This window comes from Hoeflea algicola, assembly GCF_026619415.1.
GTDB lineage: Bacteria > Pseudomonadota > Alphaproteobacteria > Rhizobiales > Rhizobiaceae > Hoeflea > Hoeflea algicola.
The window spans coordinates 4,260,241-4,286,486 of sequence record NZ_JAOVZR010000001.1 but is presented as its reverse complement, the minus strand read 5'-3'; the positions used below and the strand labels follow the sequence as shown (position 1 = coordinate 4,286,486).

Annotated in this window: 26 protein-coding genes; 12 read left to right on the top strand and 14 right to left on the bottom strand. The window is 60.0% G+C overall.

From position 1 onward, the window contains the following. Window positions 1-562: 562 nt before the first annotated feature. From OEG84_RS20870 to OEG84_RS20850, 5 genes are all read left to right on the top strand, one after another. On the top strand, window positions 563-1,459 hold the full coding sequence (locus OEG84_RS20870) for a sugar kinase (protein ID WP_267655527.1): 897 nt from the start codon (window positions 563-565) through the stop codon (window positions 1,457-1,459). Between the two features lie 161 nt (window positions 1,460-1,620). Then, window positions 1,621-1,812, top strand: coding sequence for a hypothetical protein (locus OEG84_RS20865; RefSeq protein WP_267655526.1), 192 nt, complete (start codon window positions 1,621-1,623; stop codon window positions 1,810-1,812). A 261-nt stretch (window positions 1,813-2,073) separates the two neighbouring features. After that, a complete protein-coding gene (locus tag OEG84_RS20860) occupies window positions 2,074-2,820 on the top strand; it encodes an SDR family NAD(P)-dependent oxidoreductase (RefSeq protein ID WP_267655524.1) in 747 nt (248 codons plus the stop codon). A 98-nt stretch (window positions 2,821-2,918) separates the two neighbouring features. After that, a complete protein-coding gene (locus OEG84_RS20855) occupies window positions 2,919-3,671 on the top strand; it encodes an amidohydrolase family protein (RefSeq protein WP_267655523.1) in 753 nt (250 codons plus the stop codon). A 27-nt stretch (window positions 3,672-3,698) separates the two neighbouring features. After that, entirely contained in the window at window positions 3,699-3,842 is a 144-nt protein-coding gene (locus tag OEG84_RS20850) for a hypothetical protein (protein WP_267655521.1), read from the top strand. A gap of 60 nt (window positions 3,843-3,902) precedes the next feature. Here the strand turns inward: OEG84_RS20850 and OEG84_RS20845 are convergent, their stop codons facing one another. Continuing rightward, window positions 3,903-5,522, bottom strand: a complete 1,620-nt coding sequence (locus tag OEG84_RS20845) for a long-chain-fatty-acid--CoA ligase (protein ID WP_267655520.1) — start codon at window positions 5,520-5,522, stop codon at window positions 3,903-3,905. Window positions 5,523-5,948: 426 nt separating this feature from the next. On the opposite strand from OEG84_RS20845, the gene OEG84_RS20840 reads away from it, so the two are divergent. The 4 genes from OEG84_RS20840 (at window position 5,949) to OEG84_RS20825 (ending at window position 9,618) form a co-directional block, all read left to right on the top strand. Then, window positions 5,949-6,869, top strand: a complete 921-nt coding sequence (locus OEG84_RS20840) for an MBL fold metallo-hydrolase (protein ID WP_267655519.1) — start codon at window positions 5,949-5,951, stop codon at window positions 6,867-6,869. 71 nt (window positions 6,870-6,940) lie between these two features. After that, window positions 6,941-8,197, top strand: a complete 1,257-nt coding sequence (locus OEG84_RS20835) for a 3-isopropylmalate dehydratase large subunit (protein WP_267655518.1) — start codon at window positions 6,941-6,943, stop codon at window positions 8,195-8,197. Between the two features lie 10 nt (window positions 8,198-8,207). Further along, on the top strand, window positions 8,208-8,723 hold the full coding sequence (locus tag OEG84_RS20830) for a 3-isopropylmalate dehydratase small subunit (protein ID WP_267655517.1): 516 nt from the start codon (window positions 8,208-8,210) through the stop codon (window positions 8,721-8,723). Between the two features lie 25 nt (window positions 8,724-8,748). Continuing rightward, complete coding sequence (locus OEG84_RS20825; protein WP_267655516.1) at window positions 8,749-9,618, top strand: isocitrate lyase/PEP mutase family protein; 870 nt, start codon at window positions 8,749-8,751, stop codon at window positions 9,616-9,618. Window positions 9,619-9,850: 232 nt separating this feature from the next. On the opposite strand, the gene OEG84_RS20820 is transcribed toward OEG84_RS20825, so the two are convergent. The 6 genes from OEG84_RS20820 to OEG84_RS20795 form a co-directional block, all read right to left on the bottom strand. Next, on the bottom strand, window positions 9,851-10,546 hold the full coding sequence (locus OEG84_RS20820; RefSeq protein ID WP_267655515.1) for an ABC transporter ATP-binding protein: 696 nt from the start codon (window positions 10,544-10,546) through the stop codon (window positions 9,851-9,853). Continuing rightward, a complete protein-coding gene (locus tag OEG84_RS20815) occupies window positions 10,530-11,324 on the bottom strand; it encodes an ABC transporter ATP-binding protein (RefSeq protein ID WP_267655514.1) in 795 nt (264 codons plus the stop codon). The genes OEG84_RS20820 and OEG84_RS20815 overlap by 17 nt, the downstream gene beginning before the upstream one ends. Further along, the gene (locus OEG84_RS20810; RefSeq protein WP_267655513.1) at window positions 11,317-12,243 is read right to left on the bottom strand and encodes a branched-chain amino acid ABC transporter permease; all 927 of its coding nucleotides are present in this window, start codon (window positions 12,241-12,243) and stop codon (window positions 11,317-11,319) included. Before OEG84_RS20810 ends, OEG84_RS20815 begins: the two co-directional genes overlap by 8 nt. 4 nt (window positions 12,244-12,247) lie before the next feature. Then, window positions 12,248-13,135, bottom strand: a complete 888-nt coding sequence (locus OEG84_RS20805; protein WP_267655512.1) for a branched-chain amino acid ABC transporter permease — start codon at window positions 13,133-13,135, stop codon at window positions 12,248-12,250. A 1-nt stretch (window position 13,136) separates the two neighbouring features. Beyond that, window positions 13,137-14,297: an ABC transporter substrate-binding protein gene (locus OEG84_RS20800; RefSeq protein WP_267655511.1), complete on the bottom strand. Its 1,161-nt coding sequence runs from the start codon at window positions 14,295-14,297 to the stop codon at window positions 13,137-13,139. A gap of 236 nt (window positions 14,298-14,533) precedes the next feature. Further along, window positions 14,534-15,406, bottom strand: coding sequence for an IclR family transcriptional regulator (locus OEG84_RS20795; protein WP_267655510.1), 873 nt, complete (start codon window positions 15,404-15,406; stop codon window positions 14,534-14,536). Between the two features lie 128 nt (window positions 15,407-15,534). Here OEG84_RS20795 and OEG84_RS20790 point away from each other — a divergent pair, with 128 nt between their 5' ends. Then, on the top strand, window positions 15,535-17,142 hold the full coding sequence (locus OEG84_RS20790; RefSeq protein ID WP_267655509.1) for an FAD-binding oxidoreductase: 1,608 nt from the start codon (window positions 15,535-15,537) through the stop codon (window positions 17,140-17,142). Window positions 17,143-17,204: 62 nt separating this feature from the next. Here the strand turns inward: OEG84_RS20790 and OEG84_RS20785 are convergent, their stop codons facing one another. The 3 genes from OEG84_RS20785 to OEG84_RS20775 are packed head-to-tail and all read right to left on the bottom strand — an operon-like array spanning window position 17,205 to window position 20,235. Continuing rightward, the gene (locus OEG84_RS20785) at window positions 17,205-18,251 is read right to left on the bottom strand and encodes a phosphotransferase family protein (RefSeq protein ID WP_267655508.1); all 1,047 of its coding nucleotides are present in this window, start codon (window positions 18,249-18,251) and stop codon (window positions 17,205-17,207) included. Window positions 18,252-18,256: 5 nt separating this feature from the next. Further along, on the bottom strand, window positions 18,257-19,471 hold the full coding sequence (locus OEG84_RS20780; RefSeq protein WP_267655507.1) for an acyl-CoA dehydrogenase family protein: 1,215 nt from the start codon (window positions 19,469-19,471) through the stop codon (window positions 18,257-18,259). Between the two features lie 8 nt (window positions 19,472-19,479). After that, window positions 19,480-20,235 carry an SDR family NAD(P)-dependent oxidoreductase gene (locus OEG84_RS20775; RefSeq protein WP_267655506.1) on the bottom strand — a complete coding sequence of 252 codons (756 nt, stop codon included), beginning with the start codon at window positions 20,233-20,235 and terminating at the stop codon, window positions 19,480-19,482. Between the two features lie 277 nt (window positions 20,236-20,512). Here OEG84_RS20775 and OEG84_RS20770 point away from each other — a divergent pair, with 277 nt between their 5' ends. Beyond that, entirely contained in the window at window positions 20,513-21,208 is a 696-nt protein-coding gene (locus OEG84_RS20770) for a TetR/AcrR family transcriptional regulator (protein WP_267655505.1), read from the top strand. A 76-nt stretch (window positions 21,209-21,284) separates the two neighbouring features. Here the strand turns inward: OEG84_RS20770 and OEG84_RS20765 are convergent, their stop codons facing one another. The 4 genes from OEG84_RS20765 to OEG84_RS20750 all read right to left on the bottom strand — a co-directional run bounded on the left by OEG84_RS20765 (window position 21,285) and on the right by OEG84_RS20750 (window position 24,883). Then, on the bottom strand, window positions 21,285-22,571 hold the full coding sequence (locus OEG84_RS20765; RefSeq protein ID WP_267655503.1) for a TRAP transporter large permease: 1,287 nt from the start codon (window positions 22,569-22,571) through the stop codon (window positions 21,285-21,287). 1 nt (window position 22,572) lies between these two features. Beyond that, the gene (locus OEG84_RS20760; RefSeq protein WP_267655502.1) at window positions 22,573-23,055 is read right to left on the bottom strand and encodes a TRAP transporter small permease; all 483 of its coding nucleotides are present in this window, start codon (window positions 23,053-23,055) and stop codon (window positions 22,573-22,575) included. A gap of 83 nt (window positions 23,056-23,138) precedes the next feature. Further along, window positions 23,139-24,161, bottom strand: a complete 1,023-nt coding sequence (gene dctP, locus OEG84_RS20755) for a TRAP transporter substrate-binding protein DctP (protein ID WP_267655501.1) — start codon at window positions 24,159-24,161, stop codon at window positions 23,139-23,141. A gap of 20 nt (window positions 24,162-24,181) precedes the next feature. Further along, window positions 24,182-24,883, bottom strand: coding sequence for a GntR family transcriptional regulator (locus OEG84_RS20750; protein WP_267655500.1), 702 nt, complete (start codon window positions 24,881-24,883; stop codon window positions 24,182-24,184). 526 nt (window positions 24,884-25,409) lie between these two features. Between OEG84_RS20750 and OEG84_RS20745 the strand changes: the two genes are divergently transcribed. Further along, window positions 25,410-26,195, top strand: a complete 786-nt coding sequence (locus tag OEG84_RS20745) for an SDR family NAD(P)-dependent oxidoreductase (RefSeq protein ID WP_267655499.1) — start codon at window positions 25,410-25,412, stop codon at window positions 26,193-26,195. Window positions 26,196-26,246: the final 51 nt, after the last annotated feature.

The window sequence follows — 26,246 nt, the reverse complement described above, 5'->3', positions numbered from 1 at the left end:
TTGTATTTCATACCTAATTCCCGTTAAAAAGGGTCACGATGGATGACTACATTGAGCGAATAGGCACACCAGTGGTTGGAGAACTGAATTCACTTTCTCATTCCGGTGTTGAGCATTGATTCGCCTGCAGAGGTGCGCAAATTATCGTATTGAAGCTTCAGTGACCGACATGGACTTTCGACCTTTGTGCTGCAGGCGATGCTTGCATCTCGACTATGATTCTTACCCCGGTGATGTTTCGTTTCGAATTCGCTGACCTCCCGACGTTAAAGATCAGCGAATGACATAGGTGTCCGATCGTCGGGCTTCGTCTGTTGTACGGTCATACCGAATTCGTGCTCACTCGCTCAGAATTCCCCCGCTACCGCCGAACCACGCTGCCACAACACCGGATAAGGCCTCGAATGCTCAACGCCTGGCAGCGCTTTTAGTTCGGCTGTCCCAGGCTTGCAAGATTGTTACAACCGGTCAGCCACAACAAGGTCCATCAGGCGTTCGACGAGGCCCGGGTGACATGATAGTTGGAGCGTCCTGCTTTGTTACAATCTCCAGAGTGAAGCGCATGAAAATTCTTTGTATCGGCGAAGTGATGGCCGAAATCAGCGGACCGCCCGGCCAGTTCCGGGTCGGTTTCGCCGGGGACACGTTCAATACCGCTGTCTATTGCCAGCGGTTGCTCAAGGGCAAGGGACAGGCCTCCTATCTCACCCGGCTGGGGCACGATCCACTGTCTGGTGCCTGCCGGTTATTCGCACAGGAGCACGCGCTCGACCTGTCGCATTGTGCGTCCGATGCCGAAGCGAACATCGGCATCTATGCCGTGCAAACCGACGACGCCGGAGAACGGACTTTTTCCTATTGGCGTTCGAATTCTGCGGCCAGGAAGCTATTCCAGGATGCGGCTGATTTCGATGCGCTCAATGGCGCCGAGCTGATCTACTTTTCCGGCATCACACTTGCGGTCATGGCGCCGTCGGCGCGGGCCGCCCTGTTCGACCGGTTGGCGGCGCTGAAATTAGGGGGCGTCCGGATCGCGTTCGATTCAAACTATCGTCCGAAATTGTGGGAATGCCGCGACACGGCTCAGCAAGTGATCACGCAGGCCTGGGCGCTGGACGACCTCGCTTTACCTTCGCTCGACGATGAGATGGCCCTTTTTGGCGACGCCGATGAAGAAGCGGTGCTCATGCGACTGAACGGACTCGGGTGCCATCACGGTGCGCTGAAGCGCGGGGCGCTGGGCCCGCTTCCGCTCGATCGCTCGGTTGCCGATGGCGGGGAGTTCTTACCAGCTGACAAGGTGATCGACAGCACGGCAGCCGGTGACAGCTTCAATGCCGGCTACCTTGCGGCCACGGCGCTCGGCCATTCGCAAAACATGGCGATGGCCTGGGGCCACAGTCTAGCCGCACAGGTGGTTGCGCAACGCGGCGCCATTGTATCCACGGCAGAAATGTAGCTGCGTGCCCGACCGTACAGGCCTGCGAGAATGCGGTGACGCCGGTATTCGCGTAGCAACCCCACCCCAGAATGCAGCTCCCGCGTTCGTCGCAAGTGGCGATATTCGTACGTCATTCCATTGCGGCACTTTCCCGCAGATGGAATACGCAGGTCGAACGCATGAAACGCGTGCATCCGGCTTGGCCATGGGTAGACGTGAAGGATATCATCAGTAATATTGAACTATCGCTGATGATTATGAACGCGCGCCCGGAGCATCCGAACCCGGATTTGGTTCTTGCAGTGAAGCTGCCATTCAAGGCACGACCAAATTTGAAGAGCCTGACATGGGCAGCACAAACCGAAGCATAACGCTCAAGGACCTATCCACAGTAGTCGCCCCGTCCGTCATTACAGTCACGCATAATGCGATTGCCCGGATTGCCGACCTTGTCACGGGCCGGCGCGCGCTGGGCGGTTGGAAGACAACATCAAAACCAGGCTCGCTCACGAAATCCTTGTGTGCAGAGCAGATGCGCAACAATACCGACCCGAGAGCGGGCTCAACAAAAGCGGACACGTCGCTTCGGGCGATCAGAAAATCCATTTCGAACCAGAGGGAATGCACTCACCATGAATAAGACCGACTTCACCAATCGCACCGCCATTGTCACCGGGGGAGCGCAAGGCATCGGCGAGGCTGTTGCCCGCCGGCTTGCGGTCGGCGGAGCACGCGTGGCGATCTGGGACATGGACCACGATCTGGCGAAGGCCACCGCCGCCGACATCGGTGGCGGCGCGATTGCGACGCAAGTCGACATCGCCGATTGGGGCAGCGTGCAGAGTGCCTTCGCAGCAACGATCGAGGCCTTCGGGCGCGCCGACATTCTGGTCAATTCGGCAGGTATTGCCGGTTCCAACGCCCCGCTGGCGGACTATTCGCCGGATGAATTCCAGAAGATCGTCAACATCAATCTGGTCGGCACATTCCACGTCAACCGGGTGGTGGTACCGTCAATGCGCGAACATGGCTATGGCCGGATCCTCAACATAGCCTCGATTGCCGGCAAGGAAGGCAACCCAAACGCCTGCGCCTATTCGGCATCAAAAGCGGGCGTGATCGGGCTGACGAAATCGCTCGGCAAGGAACTTGCCGACCTCGACATCGCCGTCAACTGCATCACGCCGGCGGCTGCCCGCACGCGCATTTTCGACCAGATGAAGCAGGAGCACATCGACTACATGTTGTCGAAAATTCCCCGCGGCCGTTTTCTGGAACTCAACGAGGCGGCAGCGATGATCGCCTGGCTCGTCTCGGAGGAAAACAGCTTCACCACCGCCAGCGTGTTCGACCTCTCCGGCGGTCGCGCGACCTACTAGTCCGCGATCCCTGGCTATACGAGAAGCAATCAAGGCCTGAGGAGCGACGCGGCATTGGTGACACATGAAACAACCCGGGCGACAGTCAGCGCCCGGGCATGCCCACGGCCCTCGTCGATTCCCACCATCATTTGTGGGAGCTCGGGCGATTTCCCTATACGTGGCTGTCGCCGAGTGCGCCGCCCAAGCCGTTCGGCGATCATAGCGCGATCAAGACCGACTATCTGCCGCACGACTATCGCCGTGACATGGAAGGGCTTCCGGTGGTTGCGACCGTGCATGTGCAGGCAAACAGCGGCGCCCCGGACCCAAGCTCGGAAACGGAATGGCTCGCCGGTCTGACGAGGGAGATCGGCCTGCCCGATGCCGGGGTGGGGGGTACCGATCTCACCGCGCCCGACATCCGAAAGGTTCTGGAAGCGCACATGCGCTTCGAGATCACCCGCGGCATGCGGGCACTTGTCGCCTATGAGGAAGATGACCGCTGGCACTTTTCCGACCGGCCGCACATGCTGCGCGAACCGGCGTTTAGAAAAGGCGTCGAGGCGCTCGCCAGCCTCGGCCTCAGTCTCGATCTGGTAATCGTCGCCGGCCAAATGCCTGAGGTAGCCGAGCTGGCGCGCGAATTTCCCGAGCTTCCAATCATCGTTGATCATCTGGCGATGCCGCGCCCGGACAAGGCGAGCGACGTGGTACTCTGGACCGACGGGCTGCAGGCACTTGGCGAAACGGCAAATGTCAGCACCAAACTGTCCGGATTGTGGACTATCGACCCGCACTGGAACCGCGACGCGTTGGCGCCGTTCATCGAGCAAACGCTTGGCTGTTTTGGCCCCTTACGGGTGATGTGAGGCTCCAACTTGCCGATTGAAAAACTGATGTGTCCGGCGCGCGCGCAAGTCGAAATTCTTACTGACATTCTGGCGCCGATGGGAGCCGATGTGATTGACGCCGTGTTTTACGGCAATGCCGCGCGGCTCTACCGGCTCACGTACCTGCCTGCCCGCCCATTGCAGGGTTAGCGAGCACAGGTCACGCGTCCCGCATGCAGGGCGGCATCGATCACGTTCGCCGTCAGACGATTATTTCATCCGGTCGGCAAACTGTTCCCGAAGCGCGAGCTTGTTGATCTTGCCGGTGGCGGTATGAGGAATGGCGTCAACGAAAGCCACCTGATCTGGGATCCACCATTTGGCGATCTTCCCCTGCATGAAATTTAGAATTGCGTCAGCGTCGGGCGTGGCCCCTTCGCGCGACACCACGATCAGCAAGGGCCGCTCGTCCCATTTCGGATCGGCGATGCCGATGACAGCCGCTTCGGCAACATCGGGATGGGCAACAGCAAGATTCTCGAGATCAATGGTGGAAATCCATTCGCCGCCGGACTTGATGACATCCTTGGCGCGGTCGGTGATCTGCATGTAGCCGAGCGGATCGATATGGGCGACATCGCCGGTTTCAAACCAGCCCTCGCTGTCAAAGCTGTCCGATCCGGCATTACGGTAATAGGACGAGGCGACGGCCATTCCGCGCACCTTGAGACGGCCGAAGGTCTTGCCGTCCCAGCCAAGCTCCCGCTCGGCGTCATCGGCCAGTTTCATCTCGACACCAAAGGGGGCGAAACCCTGCTTCTGCTTGAGATCATAGAGCGCCTCGCCCTTGAGCGCGACATATTCGGGCTTGAGCGTGGTCAGCGACCCGACCGGCGACATTTCGGTCATGCCCCAGGCGTGGATCACCTCAACGTCGTATTCCTTCTCAAATGCCTCGGTCATGGCCCGTGGCGACGCCGATCCACCAATGACCACGCGCTTGAGCCAGGGCAGTTTCTTGCCAGTCTTGCGCAGATAATCGAGCAGCATCAGCCAGACGGTCGGCACAGCGGCGGTCAGGGTGACGCGCTCGGCGTCGAGGATCTCCCAAATCGCTTCGCCATCCATCCGCCCGCCCGGCATCACCAGCTTGGCGCCGGCCATCGGCGCGGCATGGGCGATACCCCAGGCATTGGCGTGGAACATCGGCACCACCGGCATGACCACGTCGCGCGAGGAAATCTCCATGGCGTCGGGGCGCGTGACCATCATCGCATGCAGCACGTTGGAGCGGTGCGAATAGAGCACGCCCTTGGGGTTTCCGGTGGTTCCCGAGGTGTAACACAGGGCTACCGCATCGGTTTCATCTGCACTCACCCAGCCCGCCTCGGCGGTCGATCCTGCGATCCACTCCTCATAGGCAATGGCGCCTGGCAACGAGGTGTCCGGCATATGAGCGGCATCAGTCAACACCACCACCTTGACAAGGCTTGTCACCAGCGGGGCGATCTTTTCCATCAGCGGCACGAAGGTAAGATCGACAAACACCATCCGGTCCTGAGCATCGTTCATGATCCAGGCAAGCTGCTCGGGAAACAGCCGCGGGTTGAGCGTGTGACAGATCATGCCGGCGCCCATGATGCCGTACCAGGCCTCGACATGGCGCGCGGTATTCCATGCCAACGTGGCGATACGGTCATCGCGGTTGAGCCCCTCGGCCGCCAGACGCTCACTCACTTTCAGGGCGCGGCTGCGCAGCTCTGTATAGGTGGTGCGAGCGATCGGTCCTTCGACCGAGCGCGAGACGACCTCGCGGGCACCATGCTGAATGGCGGCATAATCGATTATCTTGTGGCAGAGCAACGGCCATTCCTGAATCAGTGCGCGCATGGGGACCTCTGGTAACGTGTGGTGGATGGAACAGTGCCGACGGGCTCACCGGCCTGCTGCTCGATCATGTATCGGATTTCAATCAGGTTTGCGCAGGCGCCGCCAGTTGCCAGGCGATATGGACTTCGTTGCGAATGCTCATTCCGGCTCCCTAACGCGCAATACGGAAGGGACGCAGCCTGTAAGCGTCGCCATATGCTTCCTCCTGCTGCCTTCAGGCCACAAGATAGAATAGCCATCAAATTTGTGTCAACAGACAAAATGCATTGCATTATACAATACAAAGCCTCACCATCCGGTTGCATGAACAGGGTTCGTCAAAACACCCGGATTGACACCATCGTGTCATAGTGTGAACCATCTTTTGTATATTGACACTCCTATGAGGCTTGGCTATCTGTGGGTGGGGAACGAGAGGAGAAAATCATGACAACTTTCACGGTTGGCAATGTCACCATCCTTCGTATCGAAGAGGTTCTCGAACTCGGCTACCCTCCCGAATTCCTGCTTGTTGGTTTTGATCCGTCAATGCTCGAGCGCCATCCAGTGGCGGCCGACGCCCGGTTCTTTAATCGGGAATCAGGGCAGTCATGGAGCTCGATCCATTCCTGGCTGCTGAAAATCGACGGCAAGACCATCCTGATCGACACCTGCTCCGGCAACGGCAAGGCGCGCGCGCTGCCAATTTTCAAGCGCTTTCACATGCTTGATCTGCCCTATCTCGACAATCTCGCTGCCGCCGGCGTGGCGCCCGAGGATGTCGACATCGTCTTCTGCACCCATCTGCACATCGACCATGTCGGCTGGAACACCCGCCGCGAGGGCGACGATTGGGTCCCGACATTCCCCAATGCACGCTACATCTTTGGCCGCGGCGAATACGAGCACTGGACCGGCGACGGCAAGGGGCCGCAGGTGTTTCCCGAAAACGCCGCGGTAATCGAGGACAGCGTGTTGCCGATTATCCAGGCTGGAATGTTCGAACTGATCGACGCCGGACAGGAGATTGTACCGAGACTTCGCGTAGAGGCGGCGCCCGGCCACACCAAGGACCAGTTGATCGTCAAATACGAGTGCGGCGATGCCAATTTCGTGATCTCGGCCGACGTGCTGCATCACCCGGTTCAGGTTTTTGAGCCGTCCGTCACCAGCCGGTTCTGCGAATATCCGGATCTGGCGGAAAAGACCCGCCGCGAGTTGTTGGCCTATTGCGCTGATACCGATGCGCTGTTGCTGCCGATGCATTTTGGCGCGCCGCATGCCGGTCGGGTTGCCCGCACGGCAACCGGGTATGAATTCCTGCCGGAAGCGGCAGCTGACGAAAATCCCGAGCAGGCGCGGCCCTGACCTGATCAGGCAACGCCCGCCGCATACCACACTGCAAAGACGAGACCGCGAGAACAAGAAAGCAAGAGACCATGGGCTACACGATCACCGAAAAGATCCTCGCACGCGTATCAAACCAGGAGCACGTAAAGGCGGGTGACGAAGTGATGGCAAAGCCCGACTTCGTCATGGCCTATGACTTTCCCGGCTATACCGATCTCTATTTCAAGCAGATGAAAGAGGATTTCGGCATCGAGCGCGTCGCCGAGCCCGAACGTTTCGCCATGTTCATCGACCATATGGTGCCGGCCGCGACGCCCAAGGAAGAAGAGCTGCATATCGGCACCCGCAAATGGTGCGCGGAAAACGATGTGCCGCTGTTCGAGCGCAAGGGTATCGGCCACCAGGTTGCCTCGGAAGTGGGCTATGCGGTTCCCGGCGCCTTCGTGGTGCATTTCGACGGCCATATCAGCCAGCTCGGCACCTTCGGCACACTCGCCATGGGCATTCGCCGCAACCTGCTGGAAGCGCTGGTCAACGAGCGGATATCGATCAAGGTGCCGCACACCGTTCGTGTCAATCTCACCGGCACGCTCGGCAAGGGCGTGATGGCGCGCGATGTATTCCACCATCTGGTGCGGGAAATGGGCCCGGCCTCCTGCCGCTTCCAAGTTCTCGAAGTCGGCGGTCCTGCCCTGTCGCAACTCTCCACCGAGGGCCTGCAGACAATTACAGGACTGGCAATGTTCACCGGCGCCATCACCGCGGTCGTCAACCCTGACGACGCCCGCCTCGCCTATGCCCTGCCGCGGGCGCGCAAGCAGCTCGAGCCGGTCTACAGCGATCCCGACGCGGAATATGCCAAGGTCTACGACATCGACTTGAGCAAACTCGAGCCGCTGATCGTCATCCCGCCGACCCCGGCCAATTCGCGTAATCTGACCGAGTATCTCGGGCTTGAACTTACCAATGGCTATCTCGGCTCCTGCGCCTCGGGGCGGATTGAGGATCTCGAGATTGCCGCGCGGATTCTACAGGGCAAACAGGTAGCGCCGGGCTTCCAGCTCAATGTCGTGCCCACCAGCAATGAGATCATGGTGGCGGCTGGCCGCGCCGGATACCTCGCCACGCTGACTGAAGCCGGTGCTTTCGTCTCCGCGCCAAGCTGCGACTACTGCTTCGGGCGAATGGGCGCGATGTCGGCAAAACAGCGGGCGGTGTCGACCGGAACCCTCAACGTGCGCGGGCGCATGGGCAGCCCGGATTCCGAAATCTATCTGTGCAGCGCCGCCACGGTGGCTGCATCGGCGCTGGAAGGCAAGATTGCCGATCCACGCAAGTATCTCTGAGGTAACGGACATGGCGTTGGAAAATTTACGCGGGCGTGTCGCCTTCATCTTCGAGGAAGTCAATTTCGACGTCGACCAGATCGTCGGCGTGAAGAACATCAAGATCACCGATATCGACGAACTGGCCGATGCGGCGATGCAGAGTTACGATCCGGACTTCCGCACGAGTGTCCGCCCCGGCGACCTGATCATCGGCGCCGACAATTTCGGCTACGGCCACCCGCATTATCCACCGATGCGGGCGATGCGGCATATCGGCATCACCGGCGTGCTGGCGGAATCGTTTTCGCCCGGCTACTGGCGCGGTGAGATCTCGATGGGGTTTCCGCAGGCCACCTGCCCCGGAATTCTCGGGCTGGTCGAGCGCTGGGATGAGATCGAAGTCGACTGGACCGCAAACGAGGTCCGTAACCTGACCAAGGGCACTTCGTTGGCGATCGAACCCTTGTCAAAGGCCGACCGCGCCATGCTCGATGCCGGCGGATTGATCGGCTATCTGCAAAACCAGCGCCAGTCGGCCACCTGATTTTAACAAACGAAAGGTAGACACCATGTCCCATGGTCTCAGCGATGACTATCGCCAGCGCGTGCTGGCCCAGAAGACCGTTTGGTCTGCCGGCGCCTATGACGCGTTTTCCGCCAGGATGATCGAACGTGCCGGTTTTGACGCGGTCATGACCAGCGGCTTTGGCGTTTCCGCCTCGCTGCTCGGCATGCCCGACGCCGAACTCTACACCATGACGGAGAATGCCGGTGTGGTCCGCAATGTGGCCAATGCCGTCGACATTCCGGTCATCGCCGACATTGACACCGGCTACGGCAACGCCATCAACGTCATGCGCTCGGTCCGCGAATTCGAAGGTGCCGGCGCATCTGCCGTGATCCTGGAAGACCAGGTTGCCCCCAAGCGTTGCCCGATCTGCGTTAGCGGCGTCGAGGTAGTGAGCATCGAGGAAGGCACCAAGAAAATCGAGGCCGCTGTGGAAGCGCGCCGCAACCCCAACATGCTCATCATCGCGCGGACCGATGCCGATTCCGTGCCCGAAGCCATTCGCCGCGCCAAGGCCTATGTCGCCGCGGGCGCTGACGTGATCCAGCCGATCAGCAACACCTTCAAGGACTATGAAGGCCTCAAGACCCTGCGTGCCGAAGCTGGCGTGCCCCTGTCACTGCAGATCCTGGGATGGCTTGAACGCGACCTCACGCCGGAGCAGATCTCCAGTGTTGCGGGGATGGCGACATTTGCGCTGGTGCCGTTGATGACGGCGGCCGCGGCGCTCGAGACAAACCTTGCCGAACTCATTCGTGACAAGACCACGAAAAACTTGAGCATGCCGCGCACGGAGCACCCGAAGTTTATCGACATGATCGGCTTCACGGAAATCGAGGCGCTGCAGCTGAAATATCTCGAACAAACCTGACCGAACGCCTTCGGGCGGATTTTCCCTGTGTCAGGATAACTGGAGGCAAGGCCAACCACCTTGCCTCCTTTTTTGTGGCCACCCGCAATCGGGCCAAAGCCATGTTCCGATCCATCACGATGCCACACGTGTTCACGCAACCGCGCCGTCCGCATCTCGATGCAGACGGCAGCAGTGAGTTCAAACCTGGGAACAGAAGAGGATATGCAGGAAAGCGAGGGGAGCCCGCGTCTCAGCCGAGATAGGCTTCAAGCACTTCGGGGTTCTCGCGTAGCTCTTCGGGGCTGCCCTTGACGACGATCTCGCCACGCTTGATGACGTAGCCATAATCGCAGACCGACAGCGCCAGCGCGGCATTCTGCTCGACCACGAGAATGGTCTGCCCCTGTTTGTTCAGCGCAACGATGGCCTCGAACACAAGATCAACCACCGAGGGCGCCAGTCCCATCGACGGCTCGTCGAGCAGCAGCACCCGCGGTTCGGTCATCAGCGCGCGGCCGATGGCCAGCATCTGCTGTTCGCCACCGCTCAAAAGCCCCGAGGGCTGGGTGCGGCGTTCCTTGAGGCGGGGGAACAGGTCAAACACCCTCGCCAGTGTATCGCCATCGCCCTTGCGGCCCGAGAACCGGCTCAGCAACAGGTTCTCTTCCACCGTCAGCGGCGCCACCACCATGCGACCTTCGGGAACTAGGGCGAGCCCGGCGCGAACCACATTGTGCAGGCTCAGTTTGGAGATATTGTGCCCGTCGAGCATGACGCTGCCGCCGATCGGCCGATGCAGGCCGGCAATGCTGCGCAGGGTCGTCGACTTGCCGGCGCCATTGGAGCCGAGAACAACGCTGAGCGAGCCGACGTCAACCGTCAGGCTGATGCCCTGGACCGCGCGGATTGCACCATAGCTGGCGGTAAGATTAGTGACCGTGAGCATCGCGCTTCTTTCCAAAATAGGCGATCTGGACATCGGGATTGTCGATGCAGGCACGCGGGGTGCCTTCGGCGAGCAATTGTCCGAAATTGATGACCGTGCAGGATTCGCAGAATTCGGTTACGAGGCTGATATTGTGCTCGACCATCAGTATGGTCAGGCCGCTATCACGCAGTTCGTGCACCAGCTTGCCGATATCGCTGGCTTCGGAATGGTTCATGCCCGCTGTGGGTTCATCGAGCAGCAGCAGCTTCGGATCAGATCCGAGCGCTCGGGCGATCTCGATGCGTCGTTGCTCGCCGTAGGACAGTGTTTCGGCTAGCTCATCCGCGCGGTCGGCCATACCGACACGTTCGAGAAGATGCATCGCCGTCTGCCGCGACGTTTTCCATTTGCGCCGCGCATCGGAAGTGCCGAGAAACGATGCAAACAGATTGGTGCCGCGACCGAGATAGCATCCGGTCAACACTTGCTCGAGCACCGACATGCCGCTGAACAGCCGCACATTCTGGTAGGTGCGGCTGATGCCCAGCCCTGCAATCTGGTGTGGTTCGAGCGTATCGGTGCGGGTGCCGTTGAACAGGATGGTTCCGCCGCTCACGTCGAACAGACCGGTAATCAGGTTGATCACCGTGGTCTTTCCGGCGCCGTTCGGCCCGATCAGGCCGTGGACAGTTCCCTTGGCGATTGACATCGACAGGTTGTTGACAGCTGTAACGCCGCCGAATTTCTTGACCACATTCTTGAGTTCATGAATGGTCTGGCCGCTTGTATCAGTCATGGGCTTGCCCCGCATTCTTGACCAGCTTGGACGCATTGTCCTGCTCGCGAACGGCCGCGTCCTGGCGCTGGCGGGCTGCCTTTCGCAATCCACGCGCACGCGGATCTATCAGGCCGCGCGGCAGATAGATCATGATCACCAGCAGCACCACGCCCTTGGCGATGTCCTGAAGCTCCGGCAATACGGCTTGCGTCACGGAGGGAAGCGCCGTGAAGACGAAGGCGCCGACGATCGGCCCGAACCAATGGAACGAACCGCCCAGCACGGTCCCCGCGATCATGGTGAAGGCGACGCCGAGGTAGAAAGTGTCGGCAGAGATATATTGCAAAGTGGTGGCCATTGCCGCCCCGGCGAGTCCGCCGACCACACCGCTGATCAGGAAGGCGATCAGCTGTATGTGGCGCAGGCTGACGCCCATGGTCGAGGCCGCGGCGGCGTCTTCGCGCACGGCGCGTATCGCCAGCCCGTACCAGGAATTGTGCAGGCGGTAGAAGACCAAGGCGACGATGGCGACCAGTATGGTCAGTTCCAGCACCGAGGCGCGCACCGGCACCATCATGCCCATCACGCCGCCGGTAAGCGAAGGTGTGTTGAGCACCGTCACCCGTGTAATCAACACCATGGCAAGGCTTGCCAGCGCCATCCAGTGGGTTTCGAGCTTGAGGAAGATCGCGGCGATGATCGCCGATCCGATCCCGCCGGCGATCCCCGCAAGCGGAAACGCGACCCACAGCGGCAAGCCGAACGTGCCGATCACCTGAGCTGCAGCAAAGCCGCCAATGGCTGCGAAGACGACCGTGGTAAAGCTCAGTATCCCCGCCGACAGCACGGAATACATGCTGAGCGCAAACAACGAATTGACCAGACCGAAGGCGATCGCCGCCGAATAGGCGGACCAGAAATCTAGAAGCGCTTCCACAGGATCAGGCCCTCACGAAGTCACGGCTGCCGAACAGGCCGCGTGGCCGCGCCACGAGGAAGGTAAGCAGCAGAATATAGGTGAAGCCGTCGCGGTAGGTTGTGGACAGATACTGCGCCACGAAGACCTCGGAGATGCCCAGCAGAATTCCGGCAATGACCGTGCCGCGGACATCGTCAAAGCCGCCCACCACCACGGCGGCGAACCCTTTGAGCAAAAGCCCCTCGCCGAGCATGTAGGACACGTTCGAGGTGGCCGCGCCGCCAAGCACACCGGCCAGGCCGGAGGTGGCGCCAGCAAGAAATGCGGTCAGCAGGATAATGATCCGTGGATTGACGCCGCTCAGCGCTGCCGCTTCGGCGTTCCAGCCGACGGCCCGCATCGCAGCCCCAATCCGGGTCTTCTGGATCAGCAGATAGATGCCGCCGCCGCAGATCAACGTCGACAAAATGATGATGATCTGCATCTGCGGAACCTGGATGGCTCCGAAATCAACCATGCCGCTGGGGAAACTGTCGGACGGGAAGGCCCAGCTTTGGTGGTTGGTGGCCATACCGGCCAGACTGTCGAGAATGATAAGAAAGGCGATGCTGGTGATCAATGCCCCCAGCATCCCCGATTTCCGTCCCCTGAGCGGCTGGAAACCGATCTGGTCGACGACGATGGCAATCAGGCCACCGCCGAGAACCCCGATCGCCACGGCGACCGGAAACGGTACGCCGAAATACTCGACGCTGAAATAACCCAGGATCGCCGCCCAGCTTGCATAGACGCCATGGGCGGCGTTGAGAATTCCGAGCGTCGCGAAGACGAGCCCGAAACCGATGCCGAACAGGGCATAAAGCGACCCCAGGGATATTCCATTAACCAGCTGCTCAAGGAACAGGATCATTTTATGGCTTCTCCCAGAACTTGACTTCGCCGTCCTTGGTCCAGTTGACGATCAGCGTCGAAGGCGTACGAGCCTGGCCGCTTTCCATGGCCTGACCACCATAAGGATTGACGTTGATTTCAGTGGTATTCCACATGGCGTTTGCGAGATCCTGACGGGTAGGCTTGCCATCAAGCGACTTGATGCCCTGGGCAATGAACTGGATCGCCATGTAGCCTTGTGCGGCATAGACATCCGGCAACGCATCATATTCAGCCTTGTAGGCTTCGATGAAGGAGACAGCGGCTTCGCTGTCGGACACACCCGGCTGGAACGACAGTGCAAACGGAATGCCGGCAATCGTGTCGCCTGATTTCTTGAAGACAGCAGGCGGGGAAAGCACCTCGGAGGTGACGATCATGCCCTCATAACCGCGCTGACGCAGAGCGGTGATGATACCGACGGTCGGCTGCTGCGTGGTCATGACCACGATCAGATCCGGATTGGTGGCAATGCCCTGGGTCGCCGGACCGGTAAAGTCGGTGTCAGCGCTCAAAGTGGTGATTTCAGCGACTGTTTCAGCGCCGGACTTTTCGATCACTTCCTGCATCGCCAGTGCGCGGGTCTTGAAGATGTCATTGTCGCCGGACAGAAAATAGGCGACCTTCTTAGGCCGCAATTCCGAAGCAATCCGCTCAGACATCTGCACTTCCTGCGGACCAGGCAGCGCCACTACCGATGTCACAAACGGTTCTTGCGGCAACGACGAGCGGGTCGCGCCGTAAATTACCAATGGCACTTCGTTGCTGGCTGCAATCGGGCTCACTGCCGCAGCGATGGAGCTAAGGATACAGCAGGTAGTGGCCAGTATCTTGCGGTCGGAACCGAACTGGGTCATCGCCTGAACGGCGCGAGCGGCATCGGATCCGCTGTCCTTGACATCAAGAACCAGCGTCACGCCTTCACCAGCCAGACCCTTGCTGTTGATTTCGGCAATCGCGATATCGGCGCCCTGGTGATAGGACTGTCCGGCCGATGCGATCGGGCCGCTGTCATCGGACACCATGCCGATGCGGTATTCGCCGGCGTCGGGTTCGGCATAGGCAGGCGCGGCGACGCCGAGCGCGAGCGCCATATAGCCCGCGGACAGCAATGTCCGTTTACTCAATTCAATCATGTTCATGAAGACCTCCCAAGTGTCGGTACCGTTTCGCTTCGGAGGAAAACCACCGCGCCGGGAGATGCGAGGTCTTATTCAACCTCTGCCCCTCAAGCCGACACTGAAACCTCCTCCCGAAAGCTTCCGTGCATGCTGCTGCAATGCAGGTACGACCTTGGCGGCAGGCCACTTACAAGTCAAGCAACAAAATTTGGTTCATCTGGTGAAACGACCGATTGTGCTAATCGCATACCGCGAAATCAGATCCCGGCACCGACCCGCACGGCCTCGGCTGCATCCTTGAGACGTTGCAGAAATACCGGGCGACCGCGCTCGACCATTTGCGGCGTCAGGCCGGCCATACTGACACAGCAGGCGGCGTCGCCATTTTCATCGAGCACCGGAACGGCAAGCGCGGTGATGCCAACCGCCACGTCGTCGATCGCACACTCCCAGCCGCGCTTGCGGATCAGCCGTAACTGCTCGCGCAGCATATCCGGATCGGTCACCGACTTGGCGTTGAGTTTCTGCAAGGGTTCGGACAGGATCCGTTCGATCACCTCCTCGGGCTGATAGGCGAGGAAAACCTTTGGCGCACCGCCGCAATTGAGCGGCAGCGTTCCGCCGATTGCCCACCAGTGCACCTCAATGCCGCGCATATCGTGCACGCGGTCGAGACAGACGGCGCTGTTGTCGCGGAACACCGAAAGGAAAGCGGTAATGCCTAGCTCGTTGGCTAGCTGCAGCAGGATCGGCTGGGCAATGCTGCGCAGGTCGCGACTGTCTTCGACATTGGCCGCAAGCTTGCGAATCGCCGCACCCAGCCGATAATGCTGAGTCACCGGGTCCTGGGCGATGAAATCGCTGTGCATCAGCGTCAGCAACAGCCGCCTCGTCGTGCCCTTGTCGAGTTGGGTCGCGGCGCTCACCTGTGCCAGCGACTGCAGGTTTTTCCCTGCAAAGGAGTCAAGCACGGAAAGTGCACGGGTAACCGCCCGGACATTCTGTGCGGCCGCCACCTTCTTGTTCGGTTCATCCACCATGGTCGTGTTGATTTCCCAGAATAATATTTCATCAGCTGCACCGCGCGCGGCGCCCGAGATGTAGATATCCCATTGCCCCGGCTTGGCCAAGATGCAGGAGCCCTGCAAGTGGATCGGAACAGAATTTCATATAATGAAATGTAATTTATCTGTTGACACCACGCAAGCTTCAGACTTTTTTGCGTGTCGTTCGGGAATGCATGCGGAGGACAGGACAGATGACCATCAGTGAACATATTCGGGCTGACGACCTCATGGCGCTGGAAACGCTGCGTCAGGCGCTCGGTGACGACCTCGTGCGCCACGACGTCGAAACCCGGACCTATTATGCAAACGACGTGTTCTGGCAGCCGGGCATTCCGCCGCTGGCTGTGATCCTGCCGACGACCGCGGCGGAGGTGGCGCTGGCAGTGAGCACCGCGACCGAGTGCGGGCTGTCGGTGGTACCGCGCGGCGGTGGCATGTCCTACACCAAGGGCTACGTTCCCGACCGGGTCGATTCGGTGATCATCGACACCCGCAAGCTCAACGAAATCATCGAGGTCAACACCGCCGACCGCTATGTCACGGTCGCAGCCGGCACCACCTGGGAACAGGTCAATGCAGCGCTCGAAGGCACCGGGCTTCGCACCGGCTACTGGGGCCCGCTTTCCGGTCTCAACGCAACGGTTGGCGGCGCGCTGTCGCAAAACAGCGCGTTTTTCGGATCGGCGCTCAACGGAACCGTTGCCGACAGCGTGCTCGGCGTCACCGTGGTGCTGGCAGACGGCCGCAGCGTGACCACAGGTTCAGGCGGGCGCAAAGGCACCAAGCCGTTCACCCGCTATGGCGGTCCCGATCTCACCGGTATTTTTCTTGGCGACAACGGCGCCTTCGGCATCAAGGTCGCGGCAACGCTCAGCCTCTGGCCGAAACCCGAAGAGGTCGATTATCTTTCTTTCGGCTTCGCCAAATTCAGCGACATGACCCTTACCCAGACACGGATGGCCGAAACTGGGCTGGTGTCCGAAGGCTTCGGCATCGACAGAACAAAGGTCGAGCATTCGGCCAGCGTCAACAAGCTCTCCGATGGCTTGCAGGCATTGGGCAATGTGGCGAGTTCCGCCAAGTCGCTTGTCTCCGGGGTCAAGCAGGCCGTCAAGGTGGCGACGTCGGGCACCGCCTTTCTGAAAGACCACGCCTTCACCCTGCACATTGTTACCGAAGCGCGCTCGGCGTCGGGCCTTGCCGAGAATGTTGCAGCGCTGCGCGCCATTGCCAAACAGACGGGCGTCGAATTGCCCAACAGCGTGCCCAGGGTGATGCGTTCCAAACCCTTCGGGCCGGTGCGCGGCATGCTCGGACGCAACGGCGAACGCTGGGTTCCGATCCATGCCGTCTTCCCGCTCAGCGAAGCTGTGAAGATTGCCGACGCCAACGAAGCCTTTTTCCGCGACGAGGCGGACTATCTCAAGCGCAACGGCATCATCTATTCGGTGATGACAATGACCGTGGGCAACGAGTTCTTCATCGAACCGGCGTTCTACTGGATGGACGAAATCACGCCGCTGCACGCAAAAAGCGTCGGCGAGGCAACGGTGGCTCCATGGATCGACCGGCCCGCCAACAACGCCTCGCGTCAGGCGGTGGTCGAGTTGCGGCGTAGGACTCAGGAATTCTATGCCTCGCTCGGCGGTGTGAGCTGGCAGGTGGCGGGAGATTACCCGTTCCGAGAGATCATCAATCCCGATACCTATGCCATGCTTGAGGCGATCAAGGGCGCGCTCGATCCGCAGCGCCTGATGAACCCGGGCATGCTCGGCCTCGACAAGGTCCCAAGACGCTGACCAGCGTTTTACGGCGCGCCGGCACCCGGTGTGGGCGCGCCGTTTTCATTGCCTGATGGCCGCTACCAGGCGCGTTCGCCGTTGATTATTTCGCGGGCCCGCACGGCCAGCCGCGCCGCCATCGGCGCAAGCTTGGCGGCATCGGCAGCGGCGGCGTTTCCGGCCCGAGCGCGATCGACCACGCCGATAAAGATCACCGCAAAGCGAAACAGCGAAAACACCACATGGAACGGATCCAGCCGTCCGCCGGCTGCAGATTGGGCAAAATAGCGCGCGGTGAATTCGGCCTGTGTCGGAATGCCCGCCGTGGCCGATTGCATGCCCAGGATGCCGCCATATTCGTCCGGCGTGGTATGCCAGGGAATGCAGCAATAGCCGAGATCGGCCAGCGGATGGCCGAGCGTAGCCAGTTCCCAGTCGAGAATGCCGATCACCTCGGCGCGGTCGGGATGGAAGATCAGATTGCCGAGCCGGTAGTCGCCATGGGCAATGGCAACGCGGCCGTCATCAGCCGGCACCCGTTCACCCAGCCATTTGCCAACATCTGCTAGATGGGGCACCACATCGCCAGTCGATTGTTCAAGCTGACTGGTCCAGCGGGCGATCTGGCGTTCGAAATAATTTCCGGGGCGGCCGAAATCGCCAAGCCCGACAGACGATGGGTCCACCGCATGGAGCTTGGCCATGACATCAGCCATAGCCATGTAGATGTCGTGGCGCTCGGCTATATCCATGCCTGGCAGCGCGGCATCGTGGAACACCCTGCCCTGCAGCCGCTGCATCAGATAGAATGGCGTGCCCAATATTTCCGCGTCACGCTCATAGAGTAAAGGCACAGGCACCGGCACGCCGGTTGGCGCCAGCGCCTCCAGCACCCGATGCTCTCGGTCGATGGCGTGTGCCCCGCGCAAAATTGGTCCATTGGGCTGCTTCCGCAACACCATCTGACGTTCGCCCCAGCCGACGAAATAGGTCGGATTGGATTGCCCACCGGATATGCGTTCAAGTGACAGGTTGGCTGCGCCAAAGCGTCCGGTCAGATAGGTGACGAGCACTGCCGGATCGAAATCGACCGGACCGGCGATGACTGTTTCGGGTTGCTCCTGCACCTGGGTCAGCCTTCCTGTCCAGCGACATCCCAACGCCAGAAGTCGCGATCCTCTTCGGCCAGGTGCCGGTTGAGCACCATCTTGTGGACCTCGTCGGCGCCATCGACGAGCCGCGCCTGGCGAGCATAACGATAGATCCATTCGAGCACCGTGTCGGCAGAATAGCCGCGACCGCCATTGATCTGGATCGAAACGTCAGCCGCCTTGTGCAGCAGATTGGCGACATGCACCTTGGCCATCGACACTTCTTTCTTGGCAAACCGTCCCTGATCAAGTTCCCAGGCAGCCTTCATGACCAGCAGACGGCCGATCTCGATCTGCATGGCGAGGTCGCCAAGCATCACCTGAACGGTTTCCCGGTCGGCCAGCCGCACGCCGAAACCTTCACGCCGTTCGGCATATTCGCGCGCGATCTCGACGCAGCGCTTGGACAGGCCGAGCCAGCGCATGCAATGGGTCAGCCGTGCGATGCCAAGACGAACCTGGGTCACCTTGAGGCCGCGGCCTTCGCCGCCGAGAATGTCGGAGGCCGGAACCTCCATACCGTCAAACTCGATTTCGCAATGGCCGCCATGCTCTTCCGGCCCCATGATCGGAATGCGGCGGATGATCCGCCAGCCCGGTGTGTCCTTGTGGAACAGGAAAGCGGTCAGACCGCGACGCGGATCGTTTGAAGTGCGGGCCATCAGGATGAAGTGACTAGCTCCGTCGGCGCCCGTAATGAACCATTTGCGCCCGGTGATCCTGTAGACATCACCATCGCGCTCGGCGCGGGTCATCATCATCGAAGGATCGGACCCGCTGCCCGGCGCCGGCTCGGTCATGGCAAAGACTGACCGGACCTGGCCACTGACGATCGGCTCCAGCCAGCGTTGCTTCTGCGCTTCGGTCCCCATCGCCTCGAGCACCATCATGTTGCCATCGTCCGGTGCGCTTGAATTGAACACCAACGGGCCGAAGATCGAGCGGTTCATCTCTTCATAGCAGACCGCCATGCCGACCTTGCCGAGCCCAGCGCCACCGGTTTCCGGCTTGAGTTGAAGGCACCACAGGCCTTCCGCCTTTGCCTGGGCGCGGAGTTCGTCAAGCAGGTCGAGCCGGATATTTCCGTGGCCGTCATAGTTCGCCTTGTCGGATTCCAGCGGCAGAACGCGGTTTTCGACAAAGGTGGCGATGCGGGCGCGATAGCCTTCGACTTCGGGGGAGATGGTATAATCCATGGTGGACCTCACAGAGATGAAACGAGATGGCCGCCGTCGGCGACAAGGGTGGTACCGGTGATGTAGGCGCCGGCGTCGCCGAGCAACAGAAGCAGAGCTCCGTCGAGATCCTCGGGGCGTCCGAGACGACGTTGCGGAATCCGCTTGATCAGTGCCTGCCCCGCCGCAGTTTCGAAAAATGCGCGGTTGATGTCGGTCTCGATATAGCCGGGGCAGAGGGCGTTGACGCGGATGTTGTCGCCGGCCAATTCCAGCGCCAGCACCTTGGTCAGATGAATCAACCCCGCCTTGGAGGCACTGTAGGCGCTGACCCCGCCACCCGCCCGAATGCCGAGGATGGAGGCGACATTGACGATGGCACCGCCACGTTGCGCCGCTTTCAGGCTGCGCGCCACACTCTGGGCGACAAGAAACGAGCCCTTGAGATTGGTATCGACCACAGCATCAAATTCAGCCTCGTCCATGTCGAGCGCACGGCCCTCGCCACTGATGCCGGCATTGTTGACGAGAATATCGAAGGGCCGCTCAACCGAGGCCAGCGCCGCGGTTACCGAAGCGCCGTCGGAAACATCCATTTCAAGTGCATCGGCGGTGCCGCCCGAGGCGCGAATGTCCTCACATGCGGTCGTAAGCTTGGCCATCCGTCTGGCCGCAAGCGTGACTTCGGCGCCGTTGCGCGCCAGCAGTTTGGCGAAGTGCAACCCGAGCCCGCCGGATGCACCGGTAATCAGGGCGGCCTTGCCGGCGAGGGGTAAAATTGTCATGTAGATTTCCTTTTTCGAGCGAGCGCTCGCTTTATTGCTGATTTCCATTTAAGATGCAAGACAGGATGCAATTCTTGCCAAACACCACGGTTTGAAACCAAGTTCGATTCGAGCTTGCAAAAGTGAATGTGATTTTGTGAATCTGGGCCCTGGGCATGGCAGCAACCGACCGGTTGATCGGGCAGGCGTCAGAATGAAGCGAACGCGTGTCAGAGGTGGCACGGGCCAATGCGCGGAAAAAATCCGCATCAATAATCAAGGACGGCAGGAAGAGACGATGCAGCAGAGCCCGGACAAACAGTTGCGCAACGAATATTCCAACACCGCCCTGTGCGCGCGCATGTATCGTCGGCACAGTGCCACCATCAAGGTGCAGAAGGAAGCGGTCGCGGTTACAAACCTCGTGCGGATTTGCGAGGCAACAATCAAGCTCTCAAACGAGAAGGGGTTTCATGCAGCGTCGCTGAGAGACCTGTCACGCGTCTCCGGCATCAGCATGGGCGGGCTCTACGCCTATTTCGACAACAAGATCACGTTATTGTCGATGATCCTTGAGGCTGTCACCTCCAGCGCAATGGAGATCATTGCCGAGCCGCCTGAGGCCATCGCCAATGATCCGCGCGCGCATCTACGCTGGCTGATCGAGCGTCACATCGCGCTTACGGAAATCATGCAACCCTGGTTCGCCTTCGCCTTCATGGAGGCCAAGAACTTTCCCGCCGCCAACCGCAGAACCGCGGTCGAGAGCGAAGCCGCAACCGAAGCCGCCATCGCCTCGGTTCTGCACCAGGGTGTCAGGACCGGCGCGTTCAAGATCGAAGACCCCTCGCTCACCGCAGCGTTGATCAAACCGCTGTTGCAGGATTGGTATGTCAAGCGCGGCAAATACCGAAAACGTAACATTGCCGCCGCTGCCTATGCCGGCGCTGTATGCGACTTCGTCGAGACCGGCCTGCTGGCGGAAAAGCCATAATTGACGGTGGGCAGAATGCCGATGTTGACGTACTTTGTTCGCCTGCCGAATGATCCGTTCGAAGTCCCCTGTCCGGTCAGTAACCCGCAGCCTGCGGAATGAACAGGACCAGTTCAGGAAACAGGATGATCAGCAGTAGCGCGATCAGCAGCGTCAAGATGAAGCCCCAGATTTCGCGTATCAGTTCGGCCAGCGGTATCTTGGAAACGCCACCGATCAGGAACAGCAACTCGCCATAGGGCGGGGTGATGAGGCCGATCATCATGTTGACGATGACGACCACCCCGAAATGCACCGGATCGATGCCCAGCGCATGAACCGATGGCAACAGGATCGGCACCATCACCAGCAGCATCAACAGGGTATCGAACACCGCGCCGAGCAGCAGGAACAACAAAGCCGTAACCAGCAGAAAGGCCAGTGGCGAGAGCGACATGGAAGCTATCCAGTCCGCCACCAAGTTCGGAATCTGCTCGCCGGCCACCACATAGTTGAAGAATAACGCACCAACCACGGTGATAGCAACAATCGCCGTGCCGCGGGCCGAGGCCAGCAACGTCTGCCACATCGACGCAAAGGTCATGTCGCGAAAGGCGATTGCCAGGAAAATGGCATAGAGTGCCGCCACCGCGGCGGCCTCGGTCGGGGTCACCGCCCCCGAATAGATGCCACCGAGCAGAATGACGGGCAGCAACAGCGGCGGCACGGCCCGCACCGAGATCCGCCCCGCCTCGGGCAAGGTGAACTTTTCCTCGACCGGGAAATTCCGGCGCCGGGCGACGATGAAGGTCTGGATCGCCAGCACCAGCCCCATCAGCAATCCGGGAATGATGCCGGCGAGAAACAGCGCGCCGATCGATGTTCCCGAGATCGCGCCATAGATCACCATCGGAATTGACGGCGGGATGATCGGCCCGATGGTTGCCGAGGCAGCCGTCAACGCGCCGGCAAAGGCACGCGGATAACGGTTGTCGCGCGTCATCATGTCGATCATCAACTTGCCCGGACCGGCGGCGTCGGCCAGCGCGCTGCCGCTCATGCCGGCGAAGATGATGCTGACGATGATGTTGACATAGGCCAGCCCGCCGCGCACCCGACCAACAATCAGGATCACAAATTGCAGCAGACGGTTGGAAATACTCGAGGAGGTCATCACTTCGGCGGCAAAAATGAAAAGCGGGACCGCGAGAAGAATGAAAGACGAAAACAGTCCATTGATGCCCTGTGCGGCAACCAGTCCGAGATCGCTGCCGGTAATCAGAAGATAGCCAAACCCGCTGACAATCATGGCGAAACCGATCGGCACGCCGATGCCGCCGGCCACAAGGAACAGCACCATCATAAAAGCTGCAGCAAAACTCATTTTACAGTTCCCGTTCCCAGTCGCCCCGCACAAGGCGATGGATACGAACTGCCGAGTTGACGATTAGAAGCACCAGGAAAACACCGAAAGCGCCGAAGACCATGGTCATTGGAAGCCGCAGCGTCGGCGACTTCTGGCGCGCGGTAAACGCGATGTAGTCGTAATTGCCATAGGCTGAGACAAGCAGGATGATGAGGATCAGTCCGGTGCCCAGCAGTGCCAAAATCCTGCGCTTGTGAGGGCTGACGCTTTCGTACAGCAGATCGAACGAAACATGTTCGCGCTCCTTGACGATGGTCGCTGAGCCCACACAGACAATCCACACGTAAAGCATGCCGGCAACTTCCTGTGTCCAGGACAATGGGTCGTTGAGCACATAACGGAAGAATACTTGCACAATGAAAATGGTGAACAATGCGGCGAAGCCGAGGACACAAAAGACCTCCGCCGACTTGGTCACAAACCCCCAGAATTTTTTGATCACCCTGCCACTCCGGTAGCTGCGCCACGGCCATGATGGCCGTGGCGTCATACTGAGATTGTTACCGATTGAGCTTCTGCGGCGCCTTACAGCGCGTTGATGCGGTCGATCAGCCCAGCGGGCCATTCCTTGGCATAATCACTTTCCAGATAGACACCCTGGACATGCTTGCGGAAGGCTTCGAGATCCGGCGTGGTGACTTTCAGGCCATTGGATTCGAGCAGGCTGGTGCCTTCGGCTTCTGTGGCGAGGGTGCCTTCATCGACCAAGGTCGACTGTGCGGCAACCGCATCGCTTACCGCCTTCTTTTCCTCGTCAGTCAACCCATCCCAGAACGAGTTGGACATGGCGAAGAACAGCGGCGCGACCATGTGGGCGGTGAGGACGAGCTGTTCGCTGACTTCATAGAACTTGGCAGCGAGCATGTCGCCAATGGGGTTTTCAAGGCCATCGACCGTACCCGTCGAGAGTGCCAGATAAACCTCGTCAAAGGCAATCGGAGTCGGGTTTGCGCCGAGCGCGCTGCCCAGGAACTGCCAGGTATCGGAACCGGGAACGCGCAGCTTGAGGCCGGCGAGGTCGGCCGGTGTCTTAACATCCTTGGCCTTGCGCAGGATCACGTGGCGTGTGCCGAGATATTGCGAACCGAGAATGGTGACGTCCATCTCCTTGGAAACACGTCCGCGGTATTCCTTGCCGACGTCGCTGTCACCAAACACCTTGTGCATGTGGGCGGCGTCACGCAGCAGGTAGCCGGCAGTGAAGACCGAATATTCGGGAATGTAGCTGGCTACGTCCTGCGGCGAGATCATGCCGACCTCGAGATTGCCGCGCTGCATGGCGGCGATTTCGGTGCCCTGGTCAAACAGCGTCGCATTGAGGTGAACCTGGACTTCCAGTGACGGCGCTGCGGCCTCGACCAGTTCCTTGAACTTCATCAGTCCCTTGGCCTGCCATTCCGCATTTGCGGCAGGTGTCGAGATGCGGATGACCTTCTTGTCCTGCGCGAACGAAACCCGTGACAGTGCGGGTGCCGCCAAAGCTGCACCGGAGGCTGCGAGAAGTGTTCTGCGCGTAACGTTGTGAATACCTTGCTTGCTGTTTTTCACTTTGCTCTCCTTGGTTGACGTTAGCCCGGATTTTCCCGGCCTGTATCTGCGGATTTCTCACTGGCCCCCGCGGCCAGAAGGCGCTCCACCTCAGCGCTATTATGACTGGTTGCGAGTTCCGCGGCCCGGACGGCATCGCCGCTGATGACGGCATCCTTGAGAGCGCGGTGGTCTTCGAGAAGATGATGGAAGTCGCGCGCTGTCAGCCCGATATGGGTCATCTGAAAGCGTACCTGCTGGATCAGCTTCTCATGCTCGCGGACAAGACGACGATGGCCGGACATGCCGACCAACACCCGGTGCAGATCGAAATCCGCATCGATGATTTCCTCACGGTTTTCGGTCTTGGCGGCAGCCTCGAGAGCGTCAAAGGCCTTTTCCAGTTCGGCCCGGCTTTCCGGAGTGGCGCGTTCCGAGGCCAGCCGAGCAGCAAGGCCTTCGAGGACGGCGCGCAATGTATAGAGTTCCCATGCCTCATGGACCGAGGCGGGTGCCACTTCCCACTTGGTGAAGGCGACCTGGCTCACCAGGCCCTCTTCGGTCAGCTGCATCAGAGCTGATCGGATGGTGCCACGGCTGACTTCGAGCGTGCGGGCGAGATCGGTTTCAAGCAGCCTGTGGGCAGGCGGCATCGTGCCGTTGACGATCTGACGGCGGATGCTGTTGGCCGCCTGGCGACCGAGAAGCCGATCCTTTGTCTTGAGGCTTTCGAGACCAGTCATGATTGTTCATGTCCTTTTTGGTAATTGCAGTCGGTTACGCCGTTCATACGACACCAGCCAACAATACCAAAGGGAGAGGTGAGCCCACTGCACCACTAACTTCATAGGGGCGATTGGCGCTGCCAAAAGGCACAGTTGTAGCGCAATCCTGCATTTGATCCCCCCTCATGTTGTTCCCTGCCGCCATTTCTTGGCAGCTCATTATTATCGCGCCCGTTGAAATCTAACGTGGCTGCTTCAGCAATGTGAGCGCTTCACCGGTCGATTGTCAACAATTGATTATCGATTGCCAAAATTAGATTATGGTGGCGCTCGATTCACAATCACGATAGATTGCTGACAATCTACTATTGCCAAACCTACCGAGGTGCGACCAATTCCCTTCCAAGCGCCATCACCCTGAAGCGGAACACCTGTTGCGATCAACGATAAAGCGGACAGGGCTTAGCGCCACCAGTAACAACCAACCTACAGAGAGCCCCCTGCGGCGATTGACGACCTGCGGGGAATATAAAAGGAGACCCGTGTGACCCTAACCAAGACAGCCGTCGTAACCGGTGGTGCCAGCGGAATTGGCGAAGCCAGCGTGATGCGGTTTGCGCGCGCCGGATGGAATATCGTGATCGGCGACATCAATGAACGCGGCGGCGAAACGGCAGCAGAAGCCGCTCGCGAAGCCGGCGCCGCGTCAGCCAGCGTGCTGCCGCTCGATCTCGGCGAGGAGGCCAGCGTCACCGCGTTTACCACAGGCGCCTATGAGCAACACGCCCGCGTCGACGCCGTCGTCAACTCGGGTGGAATCCTGCAGAACGGCATTCGCTTCACCGATATGCCGGTTGAGGAATTCGATACGGTTTGGCGGATCAATGTCCGCGGCACGCTGCTGATCAACCAGGCTTTCGGCCGCCGGATGATGGCGGCCGGGTCGGGCAGCATCATCAACATGTGCTCGCTGACCACGTACCGTGCCTCACCGCAACCGGCCTATGCGCCTGCCAAGGTTGCGCTCAAATCCATGACCGAGACCATGGCCGCCGATTTCGGCCCTTCGGGTGTTAGGGTCAATGCGGTGGCCCCGGGCTACACCCGGACGCCGGCCATGCAGGCGCGGATCGATGCCGGGGTCCGCGACCCCCAGGCGATCCTCGACAAATCGGCAATCAAGCGGCTGGTGGAGCCCACCGACGTCGCTGAAGCGGTGTTCTTCCTGTGCTCCGACGCGGCCTCGGCGATAACCGGGGTTGTGCTGCCGGTCGACTGCGGCTGGCTGGCAACCTCAGCCTACACATCCTACGCATCGCAACCCGAATAAGCCGCCGAGACATTGAAAGGCCGACGGGAGCAATTCCGCCGGCCTTAATTC

What these genes read in the sequence shown, in the direction of transcription:
- OEG84_RS20870 (WP_267655527.1), top strand. Translation starts at nt 563, where the DNA reads ATGAAAATTCTTTGTATCGGCGAAGTGATGGCCGAAATCAGCGGACCG.
- OEG84_RS20865 (WP_267655526.1), top strand. Translation starts at nt 1,621, where the DNA reads ATGAAACGCGTGCATCCGGCTTGGCCATGGGTAGACGTGAAGGATATC.
- OEG84_RS20860 (WP_267655524.1), top strand. Translation starts at nt 2,074, where the DNA reads ATGAATAAGACCGACTTCACCAATCGCACCGCCATTGTCACCGGGGGA.
- OEG84_RS20855 (WP_267655523.1), top strand. Translation starts at nt 2,919, where the DNA reads ATGCCCACGGCCCTCGTCGATTCCCACCATCATTTGTGGGAGCTCGGG.
- OEG84_RS20850 (WP_267655521.1), top strand. Translation starts at nt 3,699, where the DNA reads ATGTGTCCGGCGCGCGCGCAAGTCGAAATTCTTACTGACATTCTGGCG.
- OEG84_RS20845 (WP_267655520.1), bottom strand. Translation starts at nt 5,522, where the DNA reads ATGCGCGCACTGATTCAGGAATGGCCGTTGCTCTGCCACAAGATAATC.
- OEG84_RS20840 (WP_267655519.1), top strand. Translation starts at nt 5,949, where the DNA reads ATGACAACTTTCACGGTTGGCAATGTCACCATCCTTCGTATCGAAGAG.
- OEG84_RS20835 (WP_267655518.1), top strand. Translation starts at nt 6,941, where the DNA reads ATGGGCTACACGATCACCGAAAAGATCCTCGCACGCGTATCAAACCAG.
- OEG84_RS20830 (WP_267655517.1), top strand. Translation starts at nt 8,208, where the DNA reads ATGGCGTTGGAAAATTTACGCGGGCGTGTCGCCTTCATCTTCGAGGAA.
- OEG84_RS20825 (WP_267655516.1), top strand. Translation starts at nt 8,749, where the DNA reads ATGTCCCATGGTCTCAGCGATGACTATCGCCAGCGCGTGCTGGCCCAG.
- OEG84_RS20820 (WP_267655515.1), bottom strand. Translation starts at nt 10,546, where the DNA reads ATGCTCACGGTCACTAATCTTACCGCCAGCTATGGTGCAATCCGCGCG.
- OEG84_RS20815 (WP_267655514.1), bottom strand. Translation starts at nt 11,324, where the DNA reads ATGACTGATACAAGCGGCCAGACCATTCATGAACTCAAGAATGTGGTC.
- OEG84_RS20805 (WP_267655512.1), bottom strand. Translation starts at nt 13,135, where the DNA reads ATGATCCTGTTCCTTGAGCAGCTGGTTAATGGAATATCCCTGGGGTCG.
- OEG84_RS20800 (WP_267655511.1), bottom strand. Translation starts at nt 14,297, where the DNA reads ATGAACATGATTGAATTGAGTAAACGGACATTGCTGTCCGCGGGCTAT.
- OEG84_RS20790 (WP_267655509.1), top strand. Translation starts at nt 15,535, where the DNA reads ATGACCATCAGTGAACATATTCGGGCTGACGACCTCATGGCGCTGGAA.
- OEG84_RS20780 (WP_267655507.1), bottom strand. Translation starts at nt 19,471, where the DNA reads ATGGATTATACCATCTCCCCCGAAGTCGAAGGCTATCGCGCCCGCATC.
- OEG84_RS20775 (WP_267655506.1), bottom strand. Translation starts at nt 20,235, where the DNA reads ATGACAATTTTACCCCTCGCCGGCAAGGCCGCCCTGATTACCGGTGCA.
- OEG84_RS20770 (WP_267655505.1), top strand. Translation starts at nt 20,513, where the DNA reads ATGCAGCAGAGCCCGGACAAACAGTTGCGCAACGAATATTCCAACACC.
- OEG84_RS20765 (WP_267655503.1), bottom strand. Translation starts at nt 22,571, where the DNA reads ATGAGTTTTGCTGCAGCTTTTATGATGGTGCTGTTCCTTGTGGCCGGC.
- OEG84_RS20750 (WP_267655500.1), bottom strand. Translation starts at nt 24,883, where the DNA reads ATGACTGGTCTCGAAAGCCTCAAGACAAAGGATCGGCTTCTCGGTCGC.